This window comes from Blastococcus sp. TF02A-26 (genome assembly GCF_003319125.1).
In the GTDB taxonomy this organism is placed as follows: domain Bacteria; phylum Actinomycetota; class Actinomycetes; order Mycobacteriales; family Geodermatophilaceae; genus Trujillonella.
In genome coordinates, this window is sequence record NZ_QOHG01000001.1 from 348,384 (window position 1) to 372,345 (window position 23,962).

Genomic DNA, 23,962 nt, shown 5'->3' on the forward strand with positions numbered 1-23,962 from the left:
CCTCAGAACAGCTCGATCACGGGCTTCACCGAGTTGACCGCCAGGTAGATCGTCACCAGCCAGGCGGCCCAGCCGATCACCAGCAGCCAGCGCGGGTACCGGTATCCGCGCAACAGGTCGCTCCGCCGGGTCGCGACGTACAGCAGGACGGCGATCCCCACCGGCAGCAGCAGCCCGTTGAAGGCGCCGGCGAAGACCAGGAGCGTCGTGGGCGCGGCCTCGGCGAGGACGAACACCAGCGTGCTGACGGCGATGAAGCCGACCACGAGCAGCGTGCGGGTGCGGTCGCTGGTGCGCTCGCGCGAGGTCAGGAACGACACCGAGGTGTAGGAGGCGCCGATGACGCTGGTGATCGCGGCGGCCCAGAGGATGACCCCGAAGACCCGCAGGCCGACCTCACCGGCGGCTGCCTGGAACGCGTTCGCCGCCTGGTTCTCGTCGCCGAGGTCGGTACCGGCGGCGACCACGCCGAGGATGGCCAGGAAGAGGACGACGCGCATGATCCCGGTGACGACGATGCCGGTGATCGAGCCGCGGGTGATGTCGCGGACGTGCCTGGGACCGCTCACGCCGGAGTCCAGCAGCCGGTGCGCCCCGGCGTAGACGATGTAGCCGCCGATGGTCCCGCCGACCAGCGTGGTGATGGCCAGGAAGTCGACCTCGTCGGGCCACACGGCGTTGCGCAGCGCGGTGCCGACCGGCGGGTCGGAGCTGAGGGCGATCCAGGTGGTGAGCACGATCATCGCCACGCCCAGGACGACGACGATCCGGTCGACCGCGACGCCGGCCCGCTTGCTGAGGAAGATCCCGATGGCGACGACGGCGGAGATCAGCCCGCCGATCCGCGGCTCCAGGCCGAGCAGCGCGTCGAGGCCCAGCCCGGTGCCGGCGACGTTGCCGATGTTGAAGACCAGCCCCCCGGCCACCAGGAAACCGGCCATCGCCCAGCCCAGGCCGGGGAGCACCAGGTTGCCCAGCTCCTGCGCGCGGCGGCCGGAGACGCCGACCACCCGCCACACGTTCAGCTGCAGCGCGATGTCGATGAGGATCGAGATCAGGATGGCGAAGGCGAACGCGGCCCCGAGCCGGACGGTGAACGTCGTCGTCTGGGTGATGAACCCGGGCCCGATGGCCGAGGTGGCCATGAGGAACATCGCGCCGAGCACGGTGGAGCGGGTGCTCGCCGCCATGCGGCCGCCGGCGGGGGCGGTGGTCGGAGGGGCGTCCTCGGCCGGGCTGTGGGACATCGGCGCTCCTGGCGGCTGCGGACCGGTACCCGACGCTAGGACCGCCCCCGGCGCCCGGCAACGCGAACGGCGGGCCACTCCTGCACCCACTCCTCGCCCGGTGCCATCGCCGCCCAGCGCTGCTCGGCGGCGCGCAGGTCCTCGACGGCCGCGGTCAGCCGGTCGGCGGGGACTCCGCAGCCGGCGACCTCGCCGGGGAGCACCTCGGCGCCGTCGGCGAGGCGGTGCACCAGGTCGGCGAGGGCCTCGGCCCGCATCACCGAGCCAGCCCGCTCGCGCTTGACCCGGTCCGAGCGCTCGGCGGCGTGCGGCGGACGACGCCCCGAGACGTGCCGCATCGTCGTCCACACGGCGCCGTCGGCGACGGTGCCCCAGACGCCGTCGCGGACGCCCAGCGAGGCCTCGACGAGCGCGTGCACCAGGTCGTGCGGCAGCCCCTCCCCGCCGCCGGCGCCGCGGATCGCGAACACCACGCCGTCGTCCCGCTCGACCAGCGACTCCACGGCGCGGCGGTCGGCCATCCGGCGGAAGGTGAGGCGCACGTCCCCCAGGATGGCGGCGCCCGCGAGCGATTTCCGTCGGGCGTGCAGCGCCGGTGGGCACCCGATGCGTCTTTCCGGGTGGGAGACGGGAGCGGACGTGACGTTCGAGCAGTTCGTGGCGGCACAGGGGCAGCCCCTGCTGCGGCTGGCGTTCGTGCTGTCCGGCGACCGGCACCTGGCCGAGGACCTCGCCCAGACCGCGCTGGCCGACGCCCACCGGCACTGGCAGCGGGTGGCGGCGGCGCAGGACCCGGCCGCCTACGTCCGCCGCATGCTGGTCAACGCTCACCTCAGCTGGCGGCGCCGCCGGTGGACGACGGAGCGGCCGGTCGAGCGGACCGACCCCGGCCCGCCGGTGGCCGACCACGGGCAGGCGGTCGTCGACCGCGACCGGATGCGGATCCTGCTGGCCGGCCTCGCGCCCCGGGCGCGGACCGTCCTCGTGCTGCGCTACTACGCCGACCTGGACGACGCGGCGATCGCCGACGCCCTCGGCATCACCGCGAGCTCGGTGCGCGCCACGGCGTCGCGTGCGCTGGCCGCCCTGCGCGGCGCCACCACCCCCGAGGCGCTGGAGGAGACCCGATGAGCACCGAGGACACCGAGCGGGAGCTGCGCGCCCTGTTCGCCGCGGACGCCGAGTCGGCGCCGTCCGCGGCCGGTCTGGCCGACGGGGCGCGGCGCCGGGTGCGGGCCCGCCGGGTGCGGGCGGCGGCCGGCGCCGGGCTGCTGGTGGCCGCCGGCGTCGTCGGCGCCGTCGTCCTCGGGGACGCTCCGGGCGACGCGGAGCCCGGACCGCCCGCCGCGCAGACCCCCGGCACGCACCCGGCCGCCGGAGGTGCGCTCCCCGTCGGCCCCGACGGGGACTGCGGGCCGTACCTGCCGATGGACCTGGTCACGTGGGACCTGGCCGTCGACGGCACGGTCGTCGCGATCGGGCCGCAGCCCTCCTGGGGGCCCGAGGAGCCGGAGCCGCGGGTCGAGGTGACCCTGGCGGTGCACGAGTGGTTCGTCGGTGGAGCGGGGGAGACGGCGACCGTGGAGATGTACCCGCCCACCGCCGCCCTGTCGGAACCGCCACCGGCCTACGGGGTGGGCAGCCGCCTGCTCGTCGCGGCCGTCGAGGACCGGGACGGCGGGCTCGTCGCCTCCAGCTGCGGGTTCACCCGCCACTACGACCGCGTGACGGCGGCGGAGTGGACCGCCGCGGCGTCGGCGGGACCCGCGGACGGACCGACCGGCGAACTGCCGACCGACTCGGCGGCCTCCTGCGTGGAGGAGTACTCCCCGCAGGCCGTGGCCGACCGGGCCTTCGCGTTCGACGGGACCGTCGTGGCCATCGGCCCGCCGGTCGGCAACGGGGGCGGGGCGCCGCTGGACCTCGTCGGCGTGACCTTCCGCGTCGACGAGTGGTACCGCGGGGGCTCCGGGGAGACGGTCACGGTCGACATGGACCCGCCGGACGGCGGCCTCCGGACCAGCGAGCCGGTCGCCGTCTACGGGATCGGCACCCGGCTGCTCGTCTCCGGCGAGCCGCGCTGGGGTGGCGCGCCGCTGGACGCGCCCCTCGCGTGGTCCTGCGGGTTCACCCGCTACTCCGACCCGGCGACCGCGGCCGGCTGGGCGGCGGCCACCGGGTGACCCTCATCCCTTTACGACGTCGTAGCGGACGCAGACGAACTCGCCGTTGACCGCCCACTCGGTGCGGGCCAGCTCCACGTGGCGGGGCAGCAGCGGGGCGCCGGCGCCGATGGTGACCGGGGCGATGGAGACGACGACCTCGTCGAGCAGGCCGGCGTCGGCGAACTGACCGGCCAGGTCGCCGCCGCCGACCACCCAGACGTCGCGCTCGCCCGCCGCGGCCACCATCTCGGCGTGCAGGGCGATGAGCTGCTCGCGGGTGTCGGCCGCGGTGATCCGGATGTCCGCGCCGGGGAACGGCTGGAGGTCCTGGTGGGTCAGCACCCACGCCGGCATCGCGTAGGCCCACGACTCCGGCTCGTGCTCGCGGACCCAGCGGTAGGTGCTCGACCCCATGACGATGGCGCCGATCCGCTTCTCGAACTCCTGGTGGCTCATCGGGCCGTCCGCGTCGATCTGGCGGGAGAGCAGCCAGGCGAGCGAGTGGTCCTCGGTCGCGATGAAGCCGTCGAGCGTGGTGGCGGTGTTGTAGACGGTCCGGGTCACTTCTCTCTCCTCGTCAGCCAGTCGATCGGGTCGCCGGTGTCGATCTCGACGCCGGCGTCGCGGAGCAGGGAGCGCACCAGCAGCCGCCGGTGCGCCGAGAACGTGAGGACGTGCGCGACGACGCTGCCGAGCACGAAGGTCTCCGGCGGCTCGCACAGCGCGTCGACCAGCCGGTCGCCCCAGGCGCCGCGGCGGGCGATGTCGCGGACGGCGGCCAGCCACCGCGGGGCGACGTCGTCGTGGCGGGCGAGCAGCGCGGCCGGGTCGTCGGCGCCGCGCACCGGGTGGTCGGCGCCCTCGATCGAGGCCAGCCACACCTCCTTGGACCACACCAGCGTCGACAGCACCGCGGCGATGGACTCCTCCGCGCCGTCCCACGGCAGCATCGACCAGCCGGGCAGCCGGACCCGGCGGTAGGCCTCGTCGTCCAGGCCCTTCGCGGCCTCGAGCAGCGCCCGGGTGTCCTCCACGTCGTGGTGCACCAGCAGCCCGGTCACCTCGTCGGGCGTGCCGCGGGCGGGCTGGTCGGCCACCCACAGCGACATGGGCGGGTGGAAGTGGATGCCGTTGGGCGCCGGCAGCCAGTGGCCGTCGCGCGGCGCGGGCCCGGGATCGGTGACGCTGCCGGGGGAGCGGCCGTAGGCGCGGGTGAACGCCCGGGCGAAGCCCTCGACCGAGTCGTACCCGGCGGCGAAGGCGGTCTCGGTGACGCTGGCGCCGCCGCGCAGCTGCCACGCCGCGCGCTCCAGCAGCACCCGCCGGCGCAGCGCCACTGGGGGCTCGCCGGCGCCGGCGCTCACCTGCCGGCTGAAGTACCAGGGGCTGGCGTAGGCGTCGCCGGCCATCTCGGGCAGCGTCCGGTTGTCCTCGTCGAGGACGGCGTCGATGAGCTCGCGGAGGCGGTCGCGCCCCGGGGCGGGGGAGTGCTCGGTCACGGGGAGAGTCTGGCGAGGACGGCGACCCCGGCGCCCGACCGTTCTTGCGCTGTGCGGGCGCGGCGGGCGGGATCAGGCCGCCGAGCGCGCGTACCGGGACGGCGTCGTGCCCAGCAGACGGCGGAAGTGCCGGTTCAGGTGCGCCTGGTCGCAGAACCCGACCGCGGTCGCCACCTCGGCGGGCGGCTCGCCGGCGAGCAGCCGGTGCCGGGCGGCGTCCACCCGCCGGCCGATGACGTACCGGTGCGGCGGCAGCCCGAAGGTGCGGCTGAACGCCCGGACCAGCGAGTCGGGGTGGACGCCGAGCAGCCGGGCGGCGTCGGCCAGCGCGATGCCCTCGGCCAGGGTCGCGTCGAGCAGGTCCCGCAGGTCCGCCGCGACCGCCCGCCCGGCCGGTTCCCCCGGTGCGGCCGGCCGGCCGCGCAGGTGCTCGGCGACCCGGCCCAGCACGAGCGCGAGCCGGCTCTCCGCCTCCAGCTCGTCGCCGGGCGTGGCCAGCGCCCGGTGCAGCTGGCCCACCCGGGAGGCGAGCAGCGGGTCCGGCAGGGCGGGGGTGTCGACCGCCCGCCCCGTCAGCTCCGGGGGCACGAGGGCGGGCTCGACGTAGACGACGCGCTTGCGGAACCCCGCGTCGCTGACGGCCCGCCCGGTGTGGGCGACCTGCGGCGGCAGCACCGTGACCTGGCCCGAGAGTGCGCCGTGCTGGTCGCGGCCCAGGTCGTAGCGGACGGCGCCGGAGTCGACGAGCAGGAGGGTCCACTCGTCGTGGGTGTGGGCGGGATAGGCGTGCGCGACGAAGCGGGCGTGCAGGACCTCGCTGACGCCCGGGACCGCCGGGCGCCAGGCCCGCACCCGCTCGCCGCCGGTGTCAGGAACGTCCAAGACCGCACCTCCTCCGGGTCCCAGTCTGGTCCCGCGCCGGCAGCGGGCCGGCGGCGGGACGGGAGGGAACCGATGAGCGGGCCGGTGCGCTTCGACACCAAGATCGCGGTGCTGCTGCGGGAGGACCTGGCGGGCTGGCAGCGGGTGAACGTGGTGGCCTTCCTCGCCAGTGGCATCGCCGGTGCGGTGCCCGAGCTGCTCGGCGAGCCGTACGCCGACGCCGACGGCACCGGCTACCTGCCGATGTTCGGCCAGCCGGTGGTCGTGCTGGAGGCCGGCGCCGAGGCGCTGCGGACCGCGCACGGCCGCGCCGTCGACCGGGCCCTGCCGGTCAGCGTCTTCACCGAGGAGCTGTTCGCCACCGGGCACGACGCGGCCAACCGCGCGGCGGTCGCCGCGGTGCCCCGCGCGGAGCTGGCACTGGTCGGGTTCGCGGTGCACGGGCCCCGCAACGCCGTCGACAAGGTGGTCAAGGGCGCGCACCTGCACCCGTGAACCGCCACCATGGGAGCCATGGCAGCTCCCGCCGAGCACCGCGCGCAGTACCGGGCCGGCCTCGCCGTCCCCACCTCGGGCGCCGCGCCGGGCTTCACGCAGGCCAACCTCGTCGTCCTCCCGCGGGACTGGGCCTGGGACATGCTGCTGTTCGCCCAGCGCAACCCGCAGCCGGTGCCGGTGCTCGAGGTGACCGACCCCGGCTCGCCGGGGACGACGCTGGCGCCGGGCGCCGACCTGCGCACCTACCTGCCGCGCTACCGGGTCTGGCGGGACGGCGAGCTGGTCGACGAGCCGACCGACGTGCTCGACGTCTGGCGCGACGACCTCGTCGCGTTCCTGGTCGGCTGCAGCTTCAGCTTCGAGACCGCGCTGCTCGACGCCGGCGTGCCGATCCGCAACGTCGAGCAGGGCCGGAACGTGTCGATGTACCGGACGTCGGTGCCCTGCCGCCCGGCCGGCCGGCTCTCCGGGCCGCTGGTGGTGTCGATGCGCCCGGTGCCGGCGTCCCTGGTGGCCACCGCGGTGGCGGTCACCGCGCGGATGCCGCAGGTGCACGGCGCTCCGGTGCACGTCGGCGCCCCGGAGGCGCTGGGCATCGCCGACCTGGCCGCGCCCGACCACGGAGATGCGGTCGACATGGAGCCCGGCGACGTGCCCGTGTTCTGGGCGTGCGGGGTGACGCCGCAGGCCGCGGTCCTCGCGTCCCGGCCGCCGCTGGCGATCACGCACGCCCCGGGGCACATGTTCGTCACCGACGTCCCGGACAGCGCCTACCGGCTGCCCTGACGGGCCCGCACCCTCGAGTGCCGGCGCCCGTAGAACGCGTAGACGACGAAACCGAGGGCCAGCCAGGCCAGGAAGCGCAGCCAGGTCTCGATGCTGAGGTTGAGCATCAGGTACAGGCAGGCCAGCGCCGACACGACCGGCAGCACCGGCGACAACGGCACCCGGAACGGCCGGCGCAGGTCCGGGCGGGTGCGCCGCAGCACCGGCACCGCGGCCGAGACCAGCAGGAACGCGAACAGCGTGCCGATGCTGACCAGGTCGGCCAGCGTGCCCAGCGGCACCAGCGCCGACAGCACCAGCACGAGGACGCCGAACACGAGGGTGATGCGCACCGGGGTGCCCGTGCGGGGGGAGACACCGGCGACGGCCGGGGGCAGCAGGCCGTCGCGGCCCATCGCGAAGCCGATCCGGCTGGCGGTCAGCAGGTCGACCAGGATCACCGAGGTCAGCCCGGCGACGGCGGCCAGCGAGATCAGCGACGACGCCCAGCCGGCGCCGACCTGGTCGAAGGCGTCGGCCAGCGGAGCCCCCTCGTCGAGCCGGTCGTAGCGGACCATGCCGACCAGCACGAGCGAGACACCGACGTACAGCGTCGTCGACAGCGCGAGGGTGCCCAGCAGGCCCAGCGGCAGGTCGCGCGCCGGCCGCCGGGTCTCCTCCGACAGGTTCGCGACCGCCTCGAAGCCGGTGTAGGCGAAGAACACGACGGCGGCCGCGGTCAGCACCCCGCCGACGCCGAACGCCACCGGCTCCAGCCCGAGCGTCGCCTCCAGCAGCGGCCGGGCCAGCCCGCCCTCGCCCTCGGCCGGCCGCGACGGCGGCACGAACGGCGTCAGGTTGGCGCCGCGCACGTACCAGGCGCCGGCCACGACGATGAAGACGCAGACCGCCACCTTGACGACGACGAGCCCGGCGGTGACCCGCGCCGACTCCCGGATGCCCAGGACCGCGACCGCCACCAGCACCACCACGATCAGCGCGGCGCCCACGTTGACCGGCGCGTCCTCGCCGAAGAGCCCGGGCGGCAGGTCCAGCAGGTTGCCGACGTACCCCGACCACCCCCGAGCGACGACGGCGGCGCCCAGGGCGAACTCGAGGAACAGGTCCCAGCCGATGATCCAGGCGACGACCTCGCCGGCGGTCGCGTACGCGTAGGAGTAGGCGCTGCCCGCCGTCGGCACCGACGAGGCGAGCTCGGCGTAGCAGAGCGCGGCCAGGGCGGCGACGACGCCGGCGATCACGAACGAGATCACCACCGCGGGGCCGGCGTTGTCCTTCGCCTGCACCCCGGTGAGCGTGAAGATCCCGGTGCCGATCACCACGCCGATGCCGAAGCCGACGAGGTGGCGGGCGCTCAGCCGGCGCCGCAGCCCTCCGCTGCCACCCGTTCCGTCGGCGTCGCCGGCCTCGGCCCGGATGTCCTCGACCGACTTCGTCCGGAACAGGTCCACCCGCACATGCTGCGGGCGCCCGGACCGGACCGCGCGCTAGACCTCGGTGACCTCGAACGTGTGGCTGGGGCTCACGAACTCCCCCTGGGCCGCCACCAGCAGGATCTCCCGCGATCCGGCGGCCTCGGTCGCGGCGAGCAGGCCGTGCACCGACGCGCTGGCACGGGCCACGGCCTCGGCGGCCGAGCGGGTGTCGAGCCAGTGGGCGAGGAAGAGGGCGGCGATCGCGTCACCGGCGCCGTTGACCGCGACGTCCAGCCGCGGCGTCCGCACCCGCCAGTGCCTCCCGCCCTCGGACGCGAGGAGGTCCACCGCGTCGTCGGGGGTGTCGTCGGCGACGAGCGAGGTCGTGAGCACGACCTTCGGGCCCATCGCCTGGACGGCGGCGACCGCCTCCTTGACCGAGGACAGCGACGTCGTCGTCGTGCCGGACAGAAGGTCGAGCTCGTAGTGGTTGGGGGTGACGACGTCGGCGGCGGGCACGGCCACCTCGCGCATGAACTCCGGGATGCCGGGCCGCACGAACACCCCGCGGCCGACGTCACCGATCACCGGGTCGCAGCAGTACACCGCCGCGGGGTTCGCCTCCCGGACCCGGCCGACGGCGCCGATCACCGCGTGCCCGATGTCGGCCGAGCCGAGGTAGCCGGACAGGACGGCGTCGCACCCGCCCAGCACGCCGCGGTCGGCGATGCCCTCCACGACCTCGTCGACGGCCTGCCCGTCGAACACCCGGCCGCGCCAGAACCCGTAGCCGGTGTGGTTCGAGAACTGCACCGTGTGCACCGGCCACACCTCGATGCCCAGCCGCTGCAGCGGGAACACCGCGGAGGAGTTGCCGACGTGGCCGTAGGCGACGTGGGACTGGATCGACAGGACGGCGGTCATGGCCCCGTACCGTGCCACAGTGCTGATCCGCGACGCCGTCCCGGCCGACGCCGCCCGCTGCGCCGAGGTGTACGCGCCGTACGTGACCGGCGGCGCGGTGTCCTTCGAGCTCGAACCGCCGTCCGCCGCGGACATGGCGGAGCGCATCGCGCGGGCCCAGGTCGCCCACGCGTGGCTGGTGGCCGAGCGGGACGGCCGCGTCGTCGGCTACGCCTACGGCGGGGAGTGGATGAGCCGCGCCGCCTACCGGTGGTCGTGCGTGGTGAGCGTCTACCTCGAGCCCGGCCTCCGGCGCACCGGCGCCGGCCGCGCGCTGTACGAGGAGCTGTTCGCGCGGCTCGCCGGCCGCGGCTACCGGATGGCGCTCGCGGGGATCACCCTGCCGAACCCGGCCAGCGACGGGTTGCACCGGGCGCTGGGCTTCGAGCCGGTGGGCACGTTCCGGCAGGTCGGGTTCAAGGACGGCGGCTGGCACGACGTGGCGTGGTCCCAGCGGCCGCTCACCGACGACGACGGCCCGCCGGCGCCGCTGCGCTGAGGGACGCGACCGGACGGCGCCGTCCCTCCGTCGGACGACGCCGCCCGGGCGCGGGCTCGGGCCGGTCAGCCGGCCGTGGTCACCAGTCCACGCCGGCGCGCTCGGTGCCGGTGCGCAGCAGGCCGCGGGTGCCGATCCGGTAGGTGTTCATGACGGTCAGCCGCGGGGTGTAGACGTGCACGCTGATCGCCGGGTGCGCGCCGGTGTTGGTCACCTGGTGCACGTGGTGCGGGCCGAACGGCCGGACCCGGCCGGCGGTGAGCCGGGCCTCGGCGTCGCGGACCCCGCCGTCCCCGGTGTCGGTCACCGTGAGCTCGGCCAGCGTCCCCTGGACGACGGCGAACGCGCCGGCCGAGCCGCCGTGGTCGTGCAGTGGCGTGCCCTGGCCGGGCAGCCAGGAGAGCAGCCAGACCTGGGCGGCGGCGAGGTCGTCGTGCAGCGCGGGGTCGAGGGCGGCCGCGGCAGCGGCCGGCTCCAGGAGGTGGGTCCACCGGCTCTGCGGCCGGTACTCGACGAGGTCGGTCCACGCCGCGGCGTTCGCGGCCAGCGCGGCGGCGAGGGCCGCGGCGCTGGTGCGCCGGGTGGTGATCTCGTCGGCGCCGCGGGTCGCGGTGATCGTCGCGAGGAGCGCGGCGGCGGGGGCGGGCAGGGTGGCGGTGCTGGAGGTCACGGGGAGTCCTGACGACAGGCGCGCCGGCCCGTGCGGGGGCGGACGCGGAGGAGGAGGAGCGGTCTGGAGCGGCGTCAGGGAGCCGGACACAGCGCGCTGGCGACCCGCAGCAGGTCCACGGCGGACCGGCGGTACAGGGCGGGGGCGGCAGGCACGTCGTCCAGGGAACGCGACCGTGCATTCCCTGTCAAGTCCATCGGATTGGTAGGGATACGTGTCGCGGGACCGCTGACGCCCGTGCAGCGGTAACGAGAAGTCGTCGCGATCGACACCGCACGGACACGACGTCAGGTCAGGCTCTGGTCAGGCCCTGCCAGGCCCTGGTCGCAGCCGTCGCCCGGAGGTGCATCGCGTGGACATCGCCCTGCTGCTGGGTCCGGAACCGCCCCGGGGAGTCCGCGCGCACACCGTGGGGCTGGCGAACGCGCTGGCCCGGCTCGGTGAGCGGGTGACCGTCTGGGAGCTGTCCCGCGGCAGGGCCGGCGGCACCGGCCTGCCGGTGGACCCCGCCGTCCGGCTGCTGTCCGTGCCGTTCCCCGACGTGCCGGGGGAGGACGCCGGAGCGCGCCTGCGGCGGGCAGTCGCCGAGCTGGGGATGGCCGTCGCCGCGGCGGGGGAGCGGTACGACGTCGTGCACGCGCAGGACTGCACCGGCGCCGACGCCGTCCCCGGCTGCGTCCGGACGGTGCATACCCTGGACGGCTGCGCCGCCGCCGAGCCGGCCGGGTGCTCCGAGCGGGCGTTCACCCGTCCTACGGCGCTGTTCTGCGGGTCCGCCGCCGTCGCGGCGCAGGTCCGCGCCCGGTGGGGCCGTGACGCCGTGGTCCTGCCCGGCGGGGTGGACACGACCCGCTTCGCCGCCGCCGCGGCGCCGGAGAACGCGGCCGGGCGGAACCGCTGGCGCGCCCGGCTCGGCCGGTACGTGCTCGCCGTCGGCGGGGTGGAACCGCGCAAGGGGACCCTCGACCTGGTCGAGGCCATGGCCACCGTGCGGCTGGCCCGGCCCGACCTCGCCCTGGTGCTCGCCGGCGAGGCGTCGCCCGACGCGGACCGGTACCGGGCCGTCGTCGACGCGCGGGCGCAGGAGCTGGAGGTCTACCCCCTGGTCCTGGGGCACGTGCCCGACGAGGAGTTCGCGCCGCTGGTCGCCGGTGCGCAGGCGCTGGCGGTGCCCTCCACCGAGGAGCGCTTCGGCAGCGCCGTGCTGGAGGGTCTGGCCGCTGGGGTCCCGGTCGTCGCCCGGGACCTGCCCGCGGTCCGCGCCTCGGCCGGGGGCGTGGTGTCCCTCGCGACCGGTCCGGCGGGCTTCGCCGCGGGCCTCCTGGCCGCCGCCGACGCCGACCGCCGGCGCCTCGCGGACGGGCGCGCCGTCGCCCTCCGGCACGGGTGGGACGCCGCCGCCCGCGCCCACCTGCGCTGCTACCGCGCCGTCGCGGACGCGCCGGTACCGCATGCGGTGGGCGCCTGACCGGTTGTCTGCGATCTACACGGGCAACCCTTGACCCCGTTCCGGGGGATCGCTGGCAGAACTGGGAGTGGAGGCGCTGCACCCCGGCGCCGATATCCCAGCGTCGGACCGAGCCGGGAACGACCAACGGCCGGAGCAGACGGCGCGGAACGGGGGTGCGGGGTGCAGGGGACGGGGCCGGTGCCGGAGTGTGGGACGGTCCAGCAGGTGGCGACCGGGCCGGCCTGGTGGCTGGTCGACGCCGCCGACCTCGTGGTCGCCGGTCCCTACGCGGACCAGGGCGAGGCGGTGTGGGCGACCGGACCGCTGAGCCCCGAGGGCGGCTCCGGCGGCACCCCGGCCTACGGCGTGCGGCGCGACGGCGGGCGGCTCGCCCGGCGGCCCTCCCCGGAGGACCGCGCGTGGCTGGCCGACCTCTCCGGCGAGCTGGAGCGGGTCGGCGAGGAGTGGGACGCCCTGGTCGACGACGTGTCCCCGCTGGTCGGCCTGCTCTGCCAGCTGGGCGCGTCGCTGGTGGAGGTGGGGCTCCCGCTGCACGACTGCAGCGGCCGCACCGCGACCCGCTCGCGCGGCGGCGTGTGCCTCACGCCGAGCCCGGTGCACGACGGCGTCGTCGTCGCCTGGACCCAGCACCTGCGCACCACGCGGGAGGCCCCCCGCCCGCCGGAGACCGAGCGCTGGCTGCAGGAGACGATGAACCGCACGCTGGCCGGCCTGCTCGGCGGCCTCGGGTTCACCACCGCACCCTTCGGGGAGGCGAGCGCCGCGCTGGTCACCGGCCGGCGCGCCGCGGCGGAGACGGCCGGCGACCAGGCGGCGGGGGACGGCTGAGCTGGGTGTACTGACAGCTAGGCGGGGTCGCTGCTCGAGAGGTGGGTCCCGAGGTTCTGCAGCGCCTTCCGCAGCTGGCCGCCGGCGAACCGGATGATCAGCCCGCCGACGAAGCCGGGGCTGGTCTCCTGGGCCATCGTGTACTCGACGCGGGTCCCGGTGCCCTCGGGCGTCAACGTGAAGTTCTCGGCGAGGGCGCGGACCGCGGGCAGCCCCGCCTCGTCCACCCGGAACGCCCACCGGCGGCCCGGCTCCCACGCGAGGACCGTCTCCAGGAACCGCGCGCCGCGGGCGAACACCTCCCGCTGGGAGCCGACCCCGTGCGGGCCGGGAGTGAGGTAGCGCCCGGCGTCGGAGAAGCCGGGGAACCAGGCGCCCCAGCCGGCCGGGTCCTCCGCCAGCGCCGCGAAGACGACGTCCGGGGGCGCGGGGACCACGTGCGTGACGGTGACGCGGTGCTTCGCCTTCTCGACGAAGTCCAGCTCGACGGGGCGCAGGCTCCTGGGCATGGCGGCACCCTAGACCGGCCGGGAGCGCGCAGCGGCCTGGTTACCGTGACCCCCGTGCAGCCTGATCCCGCCTCCCACCCCGACGTGCGCCCGGGCTCGGGCCCGCTGCGCGGCCTCCGCGTCGTCGAGCTCGCCGGGCTCGGCCCCGGCCCGTACGCCGGGATGCTGCTGGCCGAGCTCGGCGCCGACGTCCTGCGCGTCGACCGGCCCGGCGGCGGCTCGGTCCTGCTCCCGCCCGAGACCGAGCTGCTGCACCGCAGCCGCCCCTGCGCGGCGGTCGACCTCAAGCGCCCCGAGGGGCGCGACCTGCTGCTGCGGCTGCTCGACTCCGCCGACGTCCTCGTCGAGGGCCTGCGCCCCGGCGTCACCGAGCGGCTGGGCCTGGGCCCCGAGGAGGCCCTGGCCCGCAACCCCCGGCTGGTCTACGCGCGGATGACCGGGTGGGGCCAGACCGGCCCGCGGGCCGCGGAGGCCGGCCACGACATCAACTACCTGGGGCTGACCGGCGCGCTGCACGCCATCGGCCCGGCCGAGCACCCCGTGCCGCCGCTGAACATCGGCGCGGACTTCGGCGGTGGCTCGCTGTTCCTCGTGGTGGGCGTGCTGGCGGCGCTGCTGGAGCGGGCCACCAGCGGGCACGGCCAGGTGGTCGACGCGGCGATGGTCGACGGCGCCAGCTCCCTGGTCACCATGGTCCACGGCATGCTCGCCGCCGGCGTGTGGACCGATCGGCGCGAGGCCAACCTGCTCGACGGCGGGGCGCCCTTCTACACGACCTACGCGTGCGCGGACGGCCGGCACGTCGCCGTCGGCGCGATCGAGCCGCAGTTCCACGCCCGCCTCCTGGAGGGCCTCGGCCTGAGCGGGGAGCTGTCGCACCAGCACGACACGGCGGCCTGGCCGGAGCACCGGCGGCGGATGGCCGAGGTCTTCGCCACCCGGACCCGCGACGAGTGGGCGGCGCACTTCGCCGGCACCGACGCCTGCGTCACCCCGGTGCTGGGCCTCACCGAGGCGCCCACCGATCCGCACCTGGCCGCCCGGGGCAGCTACGTCGAGGTCGACGGCGTCGCCCAGCCCGGCGTCGCGCCCCGGTTCTCGCGGACCCCGGGCGCCGTCCGCAGCGCGCCGCGGCTGCCCGGACAGGACACCCGGACGGCGCTCGCGGCCTGGGGGATCGCCGACGACGAGGTCCGCCGGCTGCTCGACGACGGCGTGGTGGCCGGATGAGCGCCGGCGAGGACGGCGGCGCGCTGCAGCGGCTGCTCACCGTCACCGAGGAGGCGCCCGACCGGTTCCTCACCGGCGCGCCCACCCCGAACCGGCACAACGGCCTCTACGGCGGCCAGGTGGCGGCCCAGGCGCTGGTCGCCGCCGCCCGGACCGTGCCCGGCGAGCGGGTGCCGCACTCGCTGCACGGCTACTTCCTCCGCCGCGGCGACGCCCGCCTGCCGGTGGCCTTCGACGTCGAGCGCGACCGCGACGGCCACTCGTACTCCGCGCGCACCGTCGCCGCCCGCCAGGAGGGCCGGGTGATCTTCCGGCTCGCGGCCTCGTTCGCCCGGCCCGAGGAGGGGCCCGACCGGCAGGCCGTCGCCATGCCCGCGGTGCGCGGGCCGGAGGAGTCCCAGCCGCTGCCGACGATCCTGCCCGGGGTCGAGGTCCGCGACCCCGACCCGAGCGCCGAGCGGGCGCACCCCATGCGCACCTGGGTGCGGGCGCCGGGTGCGGCCGACGGCGGCCCGCTCTCCCAGGCCGCGGTCCTCGTCTACGTCTCCGACCTCTTCAGCGGCCTGGCGCACCTCATGGGGTCGCGGGTCCGCTCGATGGCCAGCCTCGACCACGCGGTGTGGTTCCACCGCCCGGTCCGGGTGGACGACTGGGTGCTCATGGACCACGTCGGCACCTCGCTGGCCGCCGGCCGCGGCTGGTACACCAGCACCCTGTTCGACCGGACCGGGGCGGCGCTGGCCAGCTGCGCCCAGGAGATGGTGATCCGCGAGGCCCGGGGCCCCGAGGAGGCCTGACGGGTCCGGCCCGGTGTCAGGCGCCGGCGACCAGCTCGGTGTCGACGCCGACCTTGCCCACCTTGGAGGCGCCGCCCGGGCTGCCCAGCGGCGCGTCCCGGCCGGGCAGCGGCTCGACGAAGAAGCGCCGGTTGTCGGCGATGTGCGGCTCGTTCTCCTCGGTCACCCGGCGGTCCTGGGAGATCGCCTCGACCGGGCACACCGGCTCGCAGGCGCCGCAGTCGATGCACTCCTTGGGGTTGATGTAGAGCTTGCGGTCGCCCTCGTAGATGCAGTCGACCGGGCACTCGTCCACGCAGGACATGTCGGTCGTGTCGATGCACTCGCTGCCGATGACGTAGGGCACGGGAGGTCTCTCTCCTGGGGGCGAAGGGGCGGGAGGTCAGGCGGGGCTGCCGGGCACGGCCGCCGTCAGGTCGGCCTGGGTGAGGTCGGCACGGGCGCTGCCGAGCCGTTCGATCGCGAGCTCGCGCACGCGGAACCTCTGCAGCTTGCCGGTGGCCGTCTGCGGCAGCTCGTCGAAGACCAGGATGTTGCGGGGCCGCTTGAACGCCGCGAGGCCGTCGCGGCAGAACGCGACGAGGCCGGCGTCGGTCACGGTCGCGCCGTCGGCCAGCACGACGCAGGCGACCGGTTTGTCGAGCCCGGTCTCGTCCGGCACCGAGACGACGACGACCTGGTTGACCTCCGGGTGCGCCCGCAGCCGCTCCTCGACCTCGGTGGGGGACACCCAGATCCCGCCGGCCTTGATGATGTCGTCGGTGCGGCCGAGCGAGGAGTAGTACCCGTCGGCGCTGCGCACGTAGGTGTCGCCGGTGCGCACCCACTCGCCCTGGAACACCCGGCGGGTGACGTCCATCCGCGACCAGTAGCCGGTGGCCGCCGACGTGCCCTTCACCCAGAGGTTGCCCGGGGTGCCGTCGGGCACCGGGTTGCCCTCGTCGTCGACGATCTTCGCCTCGTACCCGGCGACGATCTCGCCGGTCGACCCGGCGCGGGTCCGGCCGGGGCGGCCGCTGATGAAGATGTGCAGCATCTCCGTCGAGCCGATGCCGTCGAGCATCTCCACCGAGAACGTCGAGGTGAACCGCTCGAACAGCGGGGCGGGGAACGCCTCGCCGGCCGAGACGCAGGCCCGCACCGAGGCGAAGGCGTCGGCCGGGAGCCCGGCGCCGACCAGCGCGGCGTAGAAGGTCGGGCCGGCGAAGAACAGGGTGGGGCGGTGCTCCTGCAGCACGCGCAGGGTGCCCGCGGGGCTGGGCCGTGAGCGGTCCAGCACGGTCGCGGCCCCGACCGAGAACGGGAAGGTCATCGTGTTGCCCAGGCCGTAGGCGAAGAAGAACTTCGCGACCGAGAACGTGACGTCGTCCGGGCCGATGGCCAGCACGTCGCGCGCGTAGGTGACCGCGGTGTCGCGCAGCGAGCCGTGCCGGTGCATGGCGCCCTTGGGCGTGCCGGTCGTGCCGGAGGTGTAGAGCCAGAACGCGGGGGAGTCGGCGACGGTCGGGTAGGGCTGCGCCACCCCGTCCAGGGCGTCGGCGCCCTCGGCGACGAAGGCCTCCCAGCTCCGCACCCGGGTGCCGGGGACCGTCGGCAGCTCGACCGTGCCGTCCGCGGCGGTGCCCATGACCACGACGTCGGCGAGGTCGCGCTGCCCGGCCAGGCCCTGGGCGAGCCCGGCGAACTCCGCGCTGAGCACCACGAGCCGGGCGCGGCTGTCGGTCGCCATCCCGGCGATGTCCTTGGGCTTGAGCATGGTGCTCACCGGGACGGGGACGGCGCCGATGCGCAGGCCGGCGAGGAACGCGGTGAGCAGCTCCGGGGTGTCGCCCATGCACAGCAGCAGCCGCTCCTCCGGCCGCACGCCCGAGGCGACCAGCCCGGCGGCGCAGCGGGTCACGGCGTCGTCGAGCTCGGCGTAGCTCAGGGTGCGGGTGCTGCCGTCGAGGTCGATCGCGACCACGGCGCGGCGGTCGGGGGTGGCGCGGGCGTGCCGGGTGACCAGCCACTCGGCGGCGTTGAACAGCTCGGGACCGGACACGGCGCACGTCCTCTCTGACTCGCGGCGGCCCCCGCGCAGGGGCCCGCCGCGAGCCTGCGAGCGGTGGGGGGCAGGGGGTCCTTCGATCAGAAGCGGACGTAGTCGTACTCGACCGGCAGCGAGTTGATGCCGACCGACGGCGGAGAGATCCACCCGGCGAACCGACCGGGCTCGTGCACCGGCTGCATGAGCTCGGCGACCCGGGCGCGGTCCTCGGCGCTGGGCAGCCACTCGCCGGCCTGCTGCTCCCACGTCGCGGCGTCGAGGATCTCGCCGGTGGGGGAGACGTGATGCCCGGCGAAGGCGCCGACCTTCCGGTTGAAGCCCTGGTGCGGCAGCGTCAGCCGCTGCTCCAGGCCGGCCTCCTCGAGCTCCTGGTTCCAGCGCTTGACGCCGTTCTCGCAGTCCGCGGCGTACTCGTTGCGCAGGTCCAGGTTGAGCGCGGTCAGCATCGGCACGGTCTTGGTCGCCATCCGGCCGTCGGTGATCACCGGCACGTCCATGGTCAGGTCGTGCAGCAGGTGGTCGTCCTTGCGGCGGGTCTCCATCCAGCGGCCCTTGAGCCCGGCGGTGTAGTACGCGGCCGCGTTGGACGACGTCTCGGCGCCGAACAGGTCCATCGACACCGAGAACTGGAAGTTGAGGTACTTCTGGATGACCGACAGCGGGATGCCGCCGTACTGCCAGATGTCGTCGGTGCCGTGCTGCTTCGTGAGCTCGGCGGTCCGCTGCACCGTCCGCTGCACGCCGGTGGTCCCGACGAACATGTGGTGCGCCTCCTCCTTGAGCATGAACTCGCAGGTGCGCGCCAGCGGGTCGAAGCCGCTCTCCTTCAGCGTCCCGAGCTGGTACTTGCCGTCCCGGTCGGTGAAGTAGGTGAACATGAAGAACTGCAGCCAGTCGGTGGTGTCCTCGTTGAAGGCACCGAGGATGCGCGGGCTGTCGTAGTCGCCGGAGTTGCGCTTGAGCAGTTGCTCGGCCTCCTCGCGGCCGTCCTTCCCGAAGTAGGCGTGCAGCAGGTAGACCATCGCCCAGAGGTGACGGCCCTCCTCCACGTTGACCTGGAAGAGGTTGCGCATGTCGTACAGCGACGGCGCGGTCATGCCGAGGTGGCGCTGCTGCTCCACCGAGGCGGGCTCGGTGTCGCCCTGGACGACGATCAGCCGGCGCAGGTCCGAGCGGTACTCACCGGGGACCTCCTGCCAGGCCGGCTCGCCCTTGTGCTGGCCGAAGTTGACCTTCCGGTCCGGGTCGCGCTCGGCGAGGAAGATGCCCCACCGGTACTCCTCCATGGGGACCCGGTCGAAGTGCGCCCAGCCGTCGCGGCCGACGGCGACCGCGGTGCGCAGGTAGACGTCCTGCGTCGGGATGCTCGGGCCCAGGTTCTTCCACCAGTCGAGGAACTTCGGCTGCCAGCCCTCGAGTGCGCGCTGGAGCTTGCGGTCGCTGGCCAGGTCGACGTTGTTGGGGATGCGCTCGCTGTAGTCGATCTTCGACAGCGGGCCGGTGGGCTCGGGGGCGTCCCCGGTGACCGTGCCGGTCTGCGGGGTGCTCTCGGTGGTGGTCATGGGTCAGACCCGCTTCCTGTCGTAGTCGGCCCGCTTGCCGGTGCCGTAGCGGCGGAGGGCTCCTTCGGGGCCAGCGGCGTTGGGCCGCTGGAAGATCCAGTTCTGCCAGGCGGTGAGCCGCCCGAAGACCTTGGTCTCCGGCGTCTCCCGGCCGGCGAAGCGGAGGTTGGCCTCCATGCCGGTCAGGGCGTCGGGGGAGAAGCTGGCGCGCTCCTCGATGGCCAGGCGGACCTCGTCGTCCCAGTCGATGTCGTCCGGCGTCGCGGTGACCAGGCCGAGCGCGTCGGCGTCGGCCGCGAGCAGGTCCCGGCCGACGGCGGCCTCGGCGGCGGCCAGCTCGTCGGCGCTGCCGAGGAACCGGACCTGGAGTCGGGTCATGTCGTTGCTCATGGGGAGCAGGCCGGTGTTGAAGGCGTTCAGCCGGAGGACGGCGGCCGGCTTCGGTTCGTCGTCGTCCTCGAACTGGCCGTCGAGCATGTACTGCCGGTCGGCGGAGAAGGCGATCTCGGCCAGCGCGCCCACGAAGCAGCTGCCCGGCTCGATCAGCGCGAAGAGGCTGCGGGACGTGGTGTCCAGCCGCTTCACGGTCCGCTTGTAGAAGCCGATCATCTCGTTGACCAGCCAGTGCTCGCGCTCGGCGAGCAGGAACTCGTCGTAGGCCGCGGCGGTCGCGGGGTCGCCCTCGGTGCGCAGCAGCCAGGTGCCGATCGACTGCTCGTTGCTGCGCAGGTGCAGGACGGCGTCGTCCAGCTGGCGGGTCATCGCGAGGAACCACGCCCGGTCGCCCTGGCCCTGCAGCTCCTCGACCGACGCGGGGACGGCGGAGGGGCCGAGCACCGTGATGGTCGCGGTGCCCGAGTCGCGGTCGAGGACGACGCGCACGTGCTCGTAGCGGAAGCCATCGCTGTCGGTCTCGCGCTGCAGCGGGGTGAGCGCGACACCCTGGGCGCCGGCGCCGGGGCGGGAGGACCCGGCGGCCAGCTCGGCGGCGCGACGCTGCACCTCCGCGTCGAAGTCGCGCGCCTTGGCCACCGCGTCGACCAGCCGCCACTGCACCGCGCGCTCGCCGCGGACGCCCTCGGCGGTGGTGGAGAAGATGTCGGCCAGGTCGCGCCGGACGCCGCGCTTGTCGACCACGCGGGTCAGGCCGCCGGTCCCGGGCAGCACTCCCAGCAACGGCACCTCGGGGAGGGAGACCGCCGAGGAGTTGTCGTCGATCAGCACGATCTGCTCGCAGGCCAGCGCCAGCTCGTAGCCGCCGCCGGCCGCGGTGCCGTTGACCGCGGCGACGAAGGGGAGCCCGGAGTTGCGGGTCGCGTCCTCGATGCCGTTGCGGGTCTCGTTGGTGAACTTGCAGAAGTTCACCTTCCAGCTGTGCGGCGAGGCGGCGAGCATCTTGATGTTGGCGCCGGCGCAGAACATGCGCTCCTTGGCGCTGGTGACGACGACCGCCTTGACCTCGGGGTGCTCGAAGCGCAGCCGCTGGACCGCGTCGTGCAGCTCGATGTCGACGCCGAGGTCGTAGCTGTTCATCTTGAGCTCGTAGCCGGGGACGAGCCCGCCGTTCTCGTCGACGTCCAGCGTCAGCGTGGCGATCTCGCCGTCGACCGACAGCCGCCAGTGCCGGTACTGCTCCGGCGAGGTCGTGAACGACACCTCGACGGTCGCGCCCGGTTCGGCGACCGGTGCCGGGCCCTCCGTGGTCGCCTGACGGTCTTCCAGCGTGGTCACGGTGCCTCCCAGGGGGACGGAACAGGCGCAGGGGTTCCCCGCCGGCCTCGTGCACCCATCGTGACGTGCTACAGCAGCGTGTGCAAGTGGCGGCGGTTCTGTAGATGTGCGCTACACGTCACCATCGTAGGCCCGGTCGGGACGGGGCGTCGCCGGGCGACCGGGACCGCCGCCTGCCCCCGCGGGTCCAGGCGCGGCGCTGACCTGGCCGTACGCCGGCGAGTTGGGCGCTGGACGGCGGTACCTGGAGTGCTCCCCCGGGCCGTCCTGTGACGCCTCGACGTCGAACTGTGTCGTGTGTCACTCCAGCGTGGCGGACGTCAGAACAGGTGCAGGTACTCCCGCTGCTCCCAGTCGGTGACCGCGGCCTCGAAGCGCGCCACCTCCGCGCGCTTGACCCCCGCGTAGTGGTCGACCAGGGCGGGTCCGAGCAGCGCGCGCAGCTCGGTGTCGCCGTCCAGGGCGCGGACCGCCTCGGTCAGGCTGGTGGGCAGCCGCGGCGCCTCGGTGGCGTAGGGCTGGTCGGCCGACGGGCCGGGGTCCAGCCCGCGGTCGACGCCGTCGAGCCCGGCGACGAGCTGCGCGGCCATCGCGAGGTAGGGGTTGGCGGCCGGCTCCCCGGCACGGTTCTCCACGTGCAGGTCGCCGCGCTCGGCGCTGCCGACCACCCGGAGCATCGCCGCGCGGTTGTCGTGCGCCCAGAGCACCCGGTCGGGGGCCATGGAGAAGGGCTGGAACCGCTTGTAGCCGTTGACCGTCGGCACGGCGAACACGCAGCCCGCCCGGGCGTGCCGCAGCAGGCCGGCCAGGTAGCCGCGGCCAACCTCGGACAGGCCGTCGTCGCCCACGAACGCGTTCCCGCCGTCGGGGTGCTCCAGCGACTGGTGCAGGTGCCAGCCGCTGGAGCAGGCCTCGGGCAGCTGCGGCCGGCACATGAAGGTGGCCAGCAGCCCGGCGCGGCGGGCCACCGACCGGACGGCGCTGCGCAGCAGCACGACGGCGTCGGCGCCGGCGAGCCCGCGCAGCGGAGCGGTGGTGACCTCCACCTGGCCGGGGCCGAACTCGACCTCCACGGTCCGCAGCGGGATGCCGAGGGCGCGCAGGGTCCGGGCGAGCTCGGCGAGGAACGGCTCGAGTGCGTCGGCGCGGTCCTCGCTGAGCAGCTGGTAGCCGCGGTCCACCGGCGAGACGGCCCGGGCGCGACCGGGGGCGCCGGGGCGGTTGATCTCCGCCGGGTCCAGCGGGCCGTCCTCGACGTGCAGCAGGTGGAACTCCAGCTCGAGGCCGGTGACCAGCTCCAGGTCCCGCTCGGCGGCCCGGGCCAGCGCCGCCCGGAGCGTGCCCCGGGGGTCGAACGGCACCGGGGCGCCGTCGGTGAGGCGCAGGTCCGACAGCAGCCAGCCGGTGCCCGGGGCCCAGGGGAGGACGCGGAACGTGGTCGGGTCGGGGACCATCACGACGTCCCCGGCGCCGCCCATGCCGGCCACGCCGACACCGCCGTCGGGGGCGAAGGCGCCGTAGACGGTGCGGCCCGAGGTGTCCTTGGACAGCAGGGTGCTGACGATCGGCAGCCCGCCGGCGAGGATGCCGGGCAGCTGGTCGGCCATCACCGTCTTGCCGCGCACCAGGCCGTGCAGGTCGACGACGCCGACGCGGACCGCCTCGATGCCCTCGACGTCGACCCGTTCGCGGAGCTGCCGCGCGGCCTCGCGCTGCCCGTCGTCCCAGCCGCCGTGCTCCTCGACGAAGCTCATGGCTTCCGGGGAGCGAACACCGCCGGGTCCTCCGGCTCGACCTCGTCGGCGCGCACGCCGGCGGGGCCGGTCGCCAGCGCGGAGGTCCACGGGCCGGCCCACGGGCTGTCGGCGCGCAGCCGGGCGACCGCCTCGGCCCAGAACCGCTCCCAGGCGCCGGTGGGCCCGATGCCGTCGAGCGGGATCGGGCCGCGGCTCTCCACCTCGGCCTTGTCGTGCAGCAGGGTCTGCGGATCGCCGCCGGCCTCGACGGTGTCGATGGCCGACATGAGCATCCGTCGGTAGGTGATGATCGCCTTGTCGGAGCGGCTGAGCTTCTCCCGCGTGCGGTCGTGGATCGGCCCCTGGCCCTCGACGGCCATCTGGTCGTGAACGTTGATGTCGGTGCCCAGCCCGGTGTAGGTCGTCGTCCGCTGCTCCTCCGGGTCGAACAGGTAGTTGTTCGCCCGGTTCCGCACCGGCCGGTAGTCCGGCAGCGTGATGCCGTCGAGCCGCTGGGCGCGCATGGTCGCCTTGTCCACCGGGGCGTCGAGGCTGGTGAACATCGCGTACCAGTAGCAGGAGACGTCGTCGACCGGCACGTGCCACTGGGTGATCGCCATGGTCGAGGACAGCGGGATGGTGATCCCGTGGGGGAAGACCTGGTGGGTGATCCGCACGTGGGTGCGGCTGCCGTCCTCCCCGCCCTTGTCCAGGGTGCGCAGGGCGACGATGCGCTGGCCGTAGTCGGTGCGGGCGTTGAGGATCTCCGGCCGGCCGTACTCGCGCAGGATCCGGGTCATCGGCAGGTCGGTGCCCAGGCTCGAGGAGCGGAACTGCCTGCCGTAGCTGTCGGCCGGGTCCTCGTCCTCGGCGAACCGGTGCAGGTAGGAGGCGTGCGCCGGGTCGATGCCGACCTCCAGCGCCTGCAGCCAGTTGCAGTCGAGGAAGCCCTTGAACGCGAACGTGTACTCGTCCGGGGCGGCGAAGCAGTCCAGTGCCGGGAGCTCGGGCGGCTCACCGGGGCCGAGGTAGCCCCAGACGATGCCGTTGCGCTCCTGCACCGGGTAGTGGGTGAAGCGGACCTTCGAGGCGAGCGTGCTGTCCTCGGGCTCGGCGGGGGTCTCCAGGCACCGCCCGTCGGCGGCCAGCAGCCAGCCGTGGAAGTAGCAGCGCAGCCCGCCGTCCTCCCGCCGCCCCAGGGCGAGGTCGGCGCCGCGGTGCGGACAGCGCCGGTCGATCAGCCCGAGGCCGCCGTCGTCGTCCCGGAAGAGGACGAGGTCCTCGCCGAGCACCCGCACCGGGACCGCCGGCCGGTCGGTCTCGAGCTCCTCGGTGAGCGCCACCGGCTGCCAGTAGCGCCGCATGAACGCCCCGCCCGGGGTGCCGGGGCCGGTGCGGGTGATCCGGACGTTGTCCTCCGCGCGCAC

25 protein-coding genes are annotated in these 23,962 nt (G+C 75.0%); 9 read left to right on the forward strand and 16 right to left on the reverse strand.

Annotation, left to right across the window (positions count from 1 at the left end; all coding sequences use genetic code 11):
• Positions 1-2: 2 nt before the first annotated feature.
• Both DQ240_RS01690 and DQ240_RS01695 read right to left on the reverse strand, forming a co-directional pair.
• Positions 3-1,247: an NRAMP family divalent metal transporter gene (locus tag DQ240_RS01690; protein ID WP_113837876.1), complete on the reverse strand. Its 1,245-nt coding sequence runs from the start codon at positions 1,245-1,247 to the stop codon at positions 3-5.
• Positions 1,248-1,282: 35 nt separating this feature from the next.
• The gene (locus DQ240_RS01695) at positions 1,283-1,789 is read right to left on the reverse strand and encodes a hypothetical protein (protein ID WP_113837877.1); all 507 of its coding nucleotides are present in this window, start codon (positions 1,787-1,789) and stop codon (positions 1,283-1,285) included.
• 97 nt (positions 1,790-1,886) lie between these two features.
• On the opposite strand from DQ240_RS01695, the gene DQ240_RS01700 reads away from it, so the two are divergent.
• Together DQ240_RS01700 and DQ240_RS01705 are read left to right on the forward strand one after the other, a co-directional pair.
• Complete coding sequence (locus tag DQ240_RS01700; protein WP_113837878.1) at positions 1,887-2,378, forward strand: SigE family RNA polymerase sigma factor; 492 nt, start codon at positions 1,887-1,889, stop codon at positions 2,376-2,378.
• On the forward strand, positions 2,375-3,430 hold the full coding sequence (locus tag DQ240_RS01705) for a hypothetical protein (protein ID WP_113837879.1): 1,056 nt from the start codon (positions 2,375-2,377) through the stop codon (positions 3,428-3,430). The genes DQ240_RS01700 and DQ240_RS01705 overlap by 4 nt, the downstream gene beginning before the upstream one ends.
• 3 nt (positions 3,431-3,433) lie before the next feature.
• Here the strand turns inward: DQ240_RS01705 and DQ240_RS01710 are convergent, their stop codons facing one another.
• The 3 genes from DQ240_RS01710 to DQ240_RS01720 form a co-directional block, all read right to left on the reverse strand.
• Positions 3,434-3,976 (reverse strand): dihydrofolate reductase family protein, encoded by a 543-nt coding sequence (locus tag DQ240_RS01710; RefSeq protein ID WP_113837880.1) that lies wholly within the window; start codon positions 3,974-3,976, stop codon positions 3,434-3,436.
• Entirely contained in the window at positions 3,973-4,911 is a 939-nt protein-coding gene (locus tag DQ240_RS01715; protein WP_113837881.1) for a helix-turn-helix domain-containing protein, read from the reverse strand. Before DQ240_RS01715 ends, DQ240_RS01710 begins: the two co-directional genes overlap by 4 nt.
• 72 nt (positions 4,912-4,983) lie before the next feature.
• Positions 4,984-5,793 (reverse strand): AraC family transcriptional regulator, encoded by an 810-nt coding sequence (locus tag DQ240_RS01720; RefSeq protein WP_113837882.1) that lies wholly within the window; start codon positions 5,791-5,793, stop codon positions 4,984-4,986.
• Positions 5,794-5,865: 72 nt separating this feature from the next.
• On the opposite strand from DQ240_RS01720, the gene DQ240_RS01725 reads away from it, so the two are divergent.
• Positions 5,866-6,288, forward strand: a complete 423-nt coding sequence (locus DQ240_RS01725; RefSeq protein WP_113837883.1) for a DUF2000 domain-containing protein — start codon at positions 5,866-5,868, stop codon at positions 6,286-6,288.
• An 18-nt stretch (positions 6,289-6,306) separates the two neighbouring features.
• Positions 6,307-7,077 (forward strand): putative hydro-lyase, encoded by a 771-nt coding sequence (locus DQ240_RS01730; protein ID WP_113837884.1) that lies wholly within the window; start codon positions 6,307-6,309, stop codon positions 7,075-7,077.
• Here the strand turns inward: DQ240_RS01730 and DQ240_RS01735 are convergent.
• Both DQ240_RS01735 and pdxY read right to left on the reverse strand, forming a co-directional pair.
• Positions 7,062-8,528: an APC family permease gene (locus DQ240_RS01735; protein ID WP_113838002.1), complete on the reverse strand. Its 1,467-nt coding sequence runs from the start codon at positions 8,526-8,528 to the stop codon at positions 7,062-7,064. The two genes, DQ240_RS01730 and DQ240_RS01735, sit on opposite strands and share 16 nt — an antisense overlap.
• Before the next feature lie 36 nt (positions 8,529-8,564).
• Positions 8,565-9,416 carry a pyridoxal kinase PdxY gene (gene pdxY / locus DQ240_RS01740; protein ID WP_113838003.1) on the reverse strand — a complete coding sequence of 284 codons (852 nt, stop codon included), beginning with the start codon at positions 9,414-9,416 and terminating at the stop codon, positions 8,565-8,567.
• Between the two features lie 19 nt (positions 9,417-9,435).
• On the opposite strand from pdxY, the gene DQ240_RS01745 reads away from it, so the two are divergent.
• On the forward strand, positions 9,436-9,954 hold the full coding sequence (locus DQ240_RS01745) for a GNAT family N-acetyltransferase (RefSeq protein ID WP_233498409.1): 519 nt from the start codon (positions 9,436-9,438) through the stop codon (positions 9,952-9,954).
• A gap of 79 nt (positions 9,955-10,033) precedes the next feature.
• On the opposite strand, the gene DQ240_RS01750 is transcribed toward DQ240_RS01745, so the two are convergent.
• Positions 10,034-10,624, reverse strand: coding sequence for a cysteine dioxygenase family protein (locus DQ240_RS01750; RefSeq protein WP_199588970.1), 591 nt, complete (start codon positions 10,622-10,624; stop codon positions 10,034-10,036).
• A gap of 74 nt (positions 10,625-10,698) precedes the next feature.
• The gene (locus DQ240_RS24470; RefSeq protein ID WP_369831992.1) at positions 10,699-10,821 is read right to left on the reverse strand and encodes a putative leader peptide; all 123 of its coding nucleotides are present in this window, start codon (positions 10,819-10,821) and stop codon (positions 10,699-10,701) included.
• A gap of 155 nt (positions 10,822-10,976) precedes the next feature.
• Between DQ240_RS24470 and DQ240_RS01755 the strand changes: the two genes are divergently transcribed.
• Together DQ240_RS01755 and DQ240_RS01760 are read left to right on the forward strand one after the other, a co-directional pair.
• The gene (locus DQ240_RS01755; protein ID WP_113837886.1) at positions 10,977-12,092 is read left to right on the forward strand and encodes an MSMEG_0565 family glycosyltransferase; all 1,116 of its coding nucleotides are present in this window, start codon (positions 10,977-10,979) and stop codon (positions 12,090-12,092) included.
• A 207-nt stretch (positions 12,093-12,299) separates the two neighbouring features.
• Positions 12,300-12,923: a hypothetical protein gene (locus tag DQ240_RS01760; RefSeq protein WP_147261921.1), complete on the forward strand. Its 624-nt coding sequence runs from the start codon at positions 12,300-12,302 to the stop codon at positions 12,921-12,923.
• Positions 12,924-12,940: 17 nt separating this feature from the next.
• On the opposite strand, the gene DQ240_RS01765 is transcribed toward DQ240_RS01760, so the two are convergent.
• Positions 12,941-13,432, reverse strand: a complete 492-nt coding sequence (locus DQ240_RS01765; RefSeq protein ID WP_113837888.1) for an SRPBCC family protein — start codon at positions 13,430-13,432, stop codon at positions 12,941-12,943.
• 54 nt (positions 13,433-13,486) lie between these two features.
• Between DQ240_RS01765 and DQ240_RS01770 the strand changes: the two genes are divergently transcribed.
• Both DQ240_RS01770 and DQ240_RS01775 read left to right on the forward strand, forming a co-directional pair.
• Positions 13,487-14,662 (forward strand): CaiB/BaiF CoA-transferase family protein, encoded by a 1,176-nt coding sequence (locus DQ240_RS01770; protein ID WP_304548222.1) that lies wholly within the window; start codon positions 13,487-13,489, stop codon positions 14,660-14,662.
• Positions 14,659-15,459: an acyl-CoA thioesterase II gene (locus DQ240_RS01775; protein WP_113837890.1), complete on the forward strand. Its 801-nt coding sequence runs from the start codon at positions 14,659-14,661 to the stop codon at positions 15,457-15,459. The genes DQ240_RS01770 and DQ240_RS01775 overlap by 4 nt, the downstream gene beginning before the upstream one ends.
• A gap of 16 nt (positions 15,460-15,475) precedes the next feature.
• Here DQ240_RS01775 and fdxA read toward each other — a convergent pair whose 3' ends face one another.
• From fdxA to DQ240_RS01805, 6 genes are all read right to left on the reverse strand, one after another.
• The gene (fdxA, locus tag DQ240_RS01780) at positions 15,476-15,805 is read right to left on the reverse strand and encodes a ferredoxin (RefSeq protein ID WP_113837891.1); all 330 of its coding nucleotides are present in this window, start codon (positions 15,803-15,805) and stop codon (positions 15,476-15,478) included.
• A gap of 36 nt (positions 15,806-15,841) precedes the next feature.
• Positions 15,842-17,500, reverse strand: coding sequence for a benzoate-CoA ligase family protein (locus tag DQ240_RS01785; protein WP_233498410.1), 1,659 nt, complete (start codon positions 17,498-17,500; stop codon positions 15,842-15,844).
• An 86-nt stretch (positions 17,501-17,586) separates the two neighbouring features.
• Positions 17,587-19,068, reverse strand: a complete 1,482-nt coding sequence (gene boxB, locus DQ240_RS01790) for a benzoyl-CoA 2,3-epoxidase subunit BoxB (RefSeq protein WP_113837892.1) — start codon at positions 19,066-19,068, stop codon at positions 17,587-17,589.
• Positions 19,069-19,071: 3 nt separating this feature from the next.
• On the reverse strand, positions 19,072-20,799 hold the full coding sequence (boxC, locus tag DQ240_RS01795) for a 2,3-epoxybenzoyl-CoA dihydrolase (RefSeq protein WP_199588971.1): 1,728 nt from the start codon (positions 20,797-20,799) through the stop codon (positions 19,072-19,074).
• Between the two features lie 320 nt (positions 20,800-21,119).
• Positions 21,120-22,553 carry a glutamine synthetase family protein gene (locus DQ240_RS01800; protein ID WP_113837893.1) on the reverse strand — a complete coding sequence of 478 codons (1,434 nt, stop codon included), beginning with the start codon at positions 22,551-22,553 and terminating at the stop codon, positions 21,120-21,122.
• Entirely contained in the window at positions 22,550-23,962 is a 1,413-nt protein-coding gene (locus DQ240_RS01805) for an aromatic ring-hydroxylating dioxygenase subunit alpha (protein ID WP_199588972.1), read from the reverse strand. Before DQ240_RS01805 ends, DQ240_RS01800 begins: the two co-directional genes overlap by 4 nt.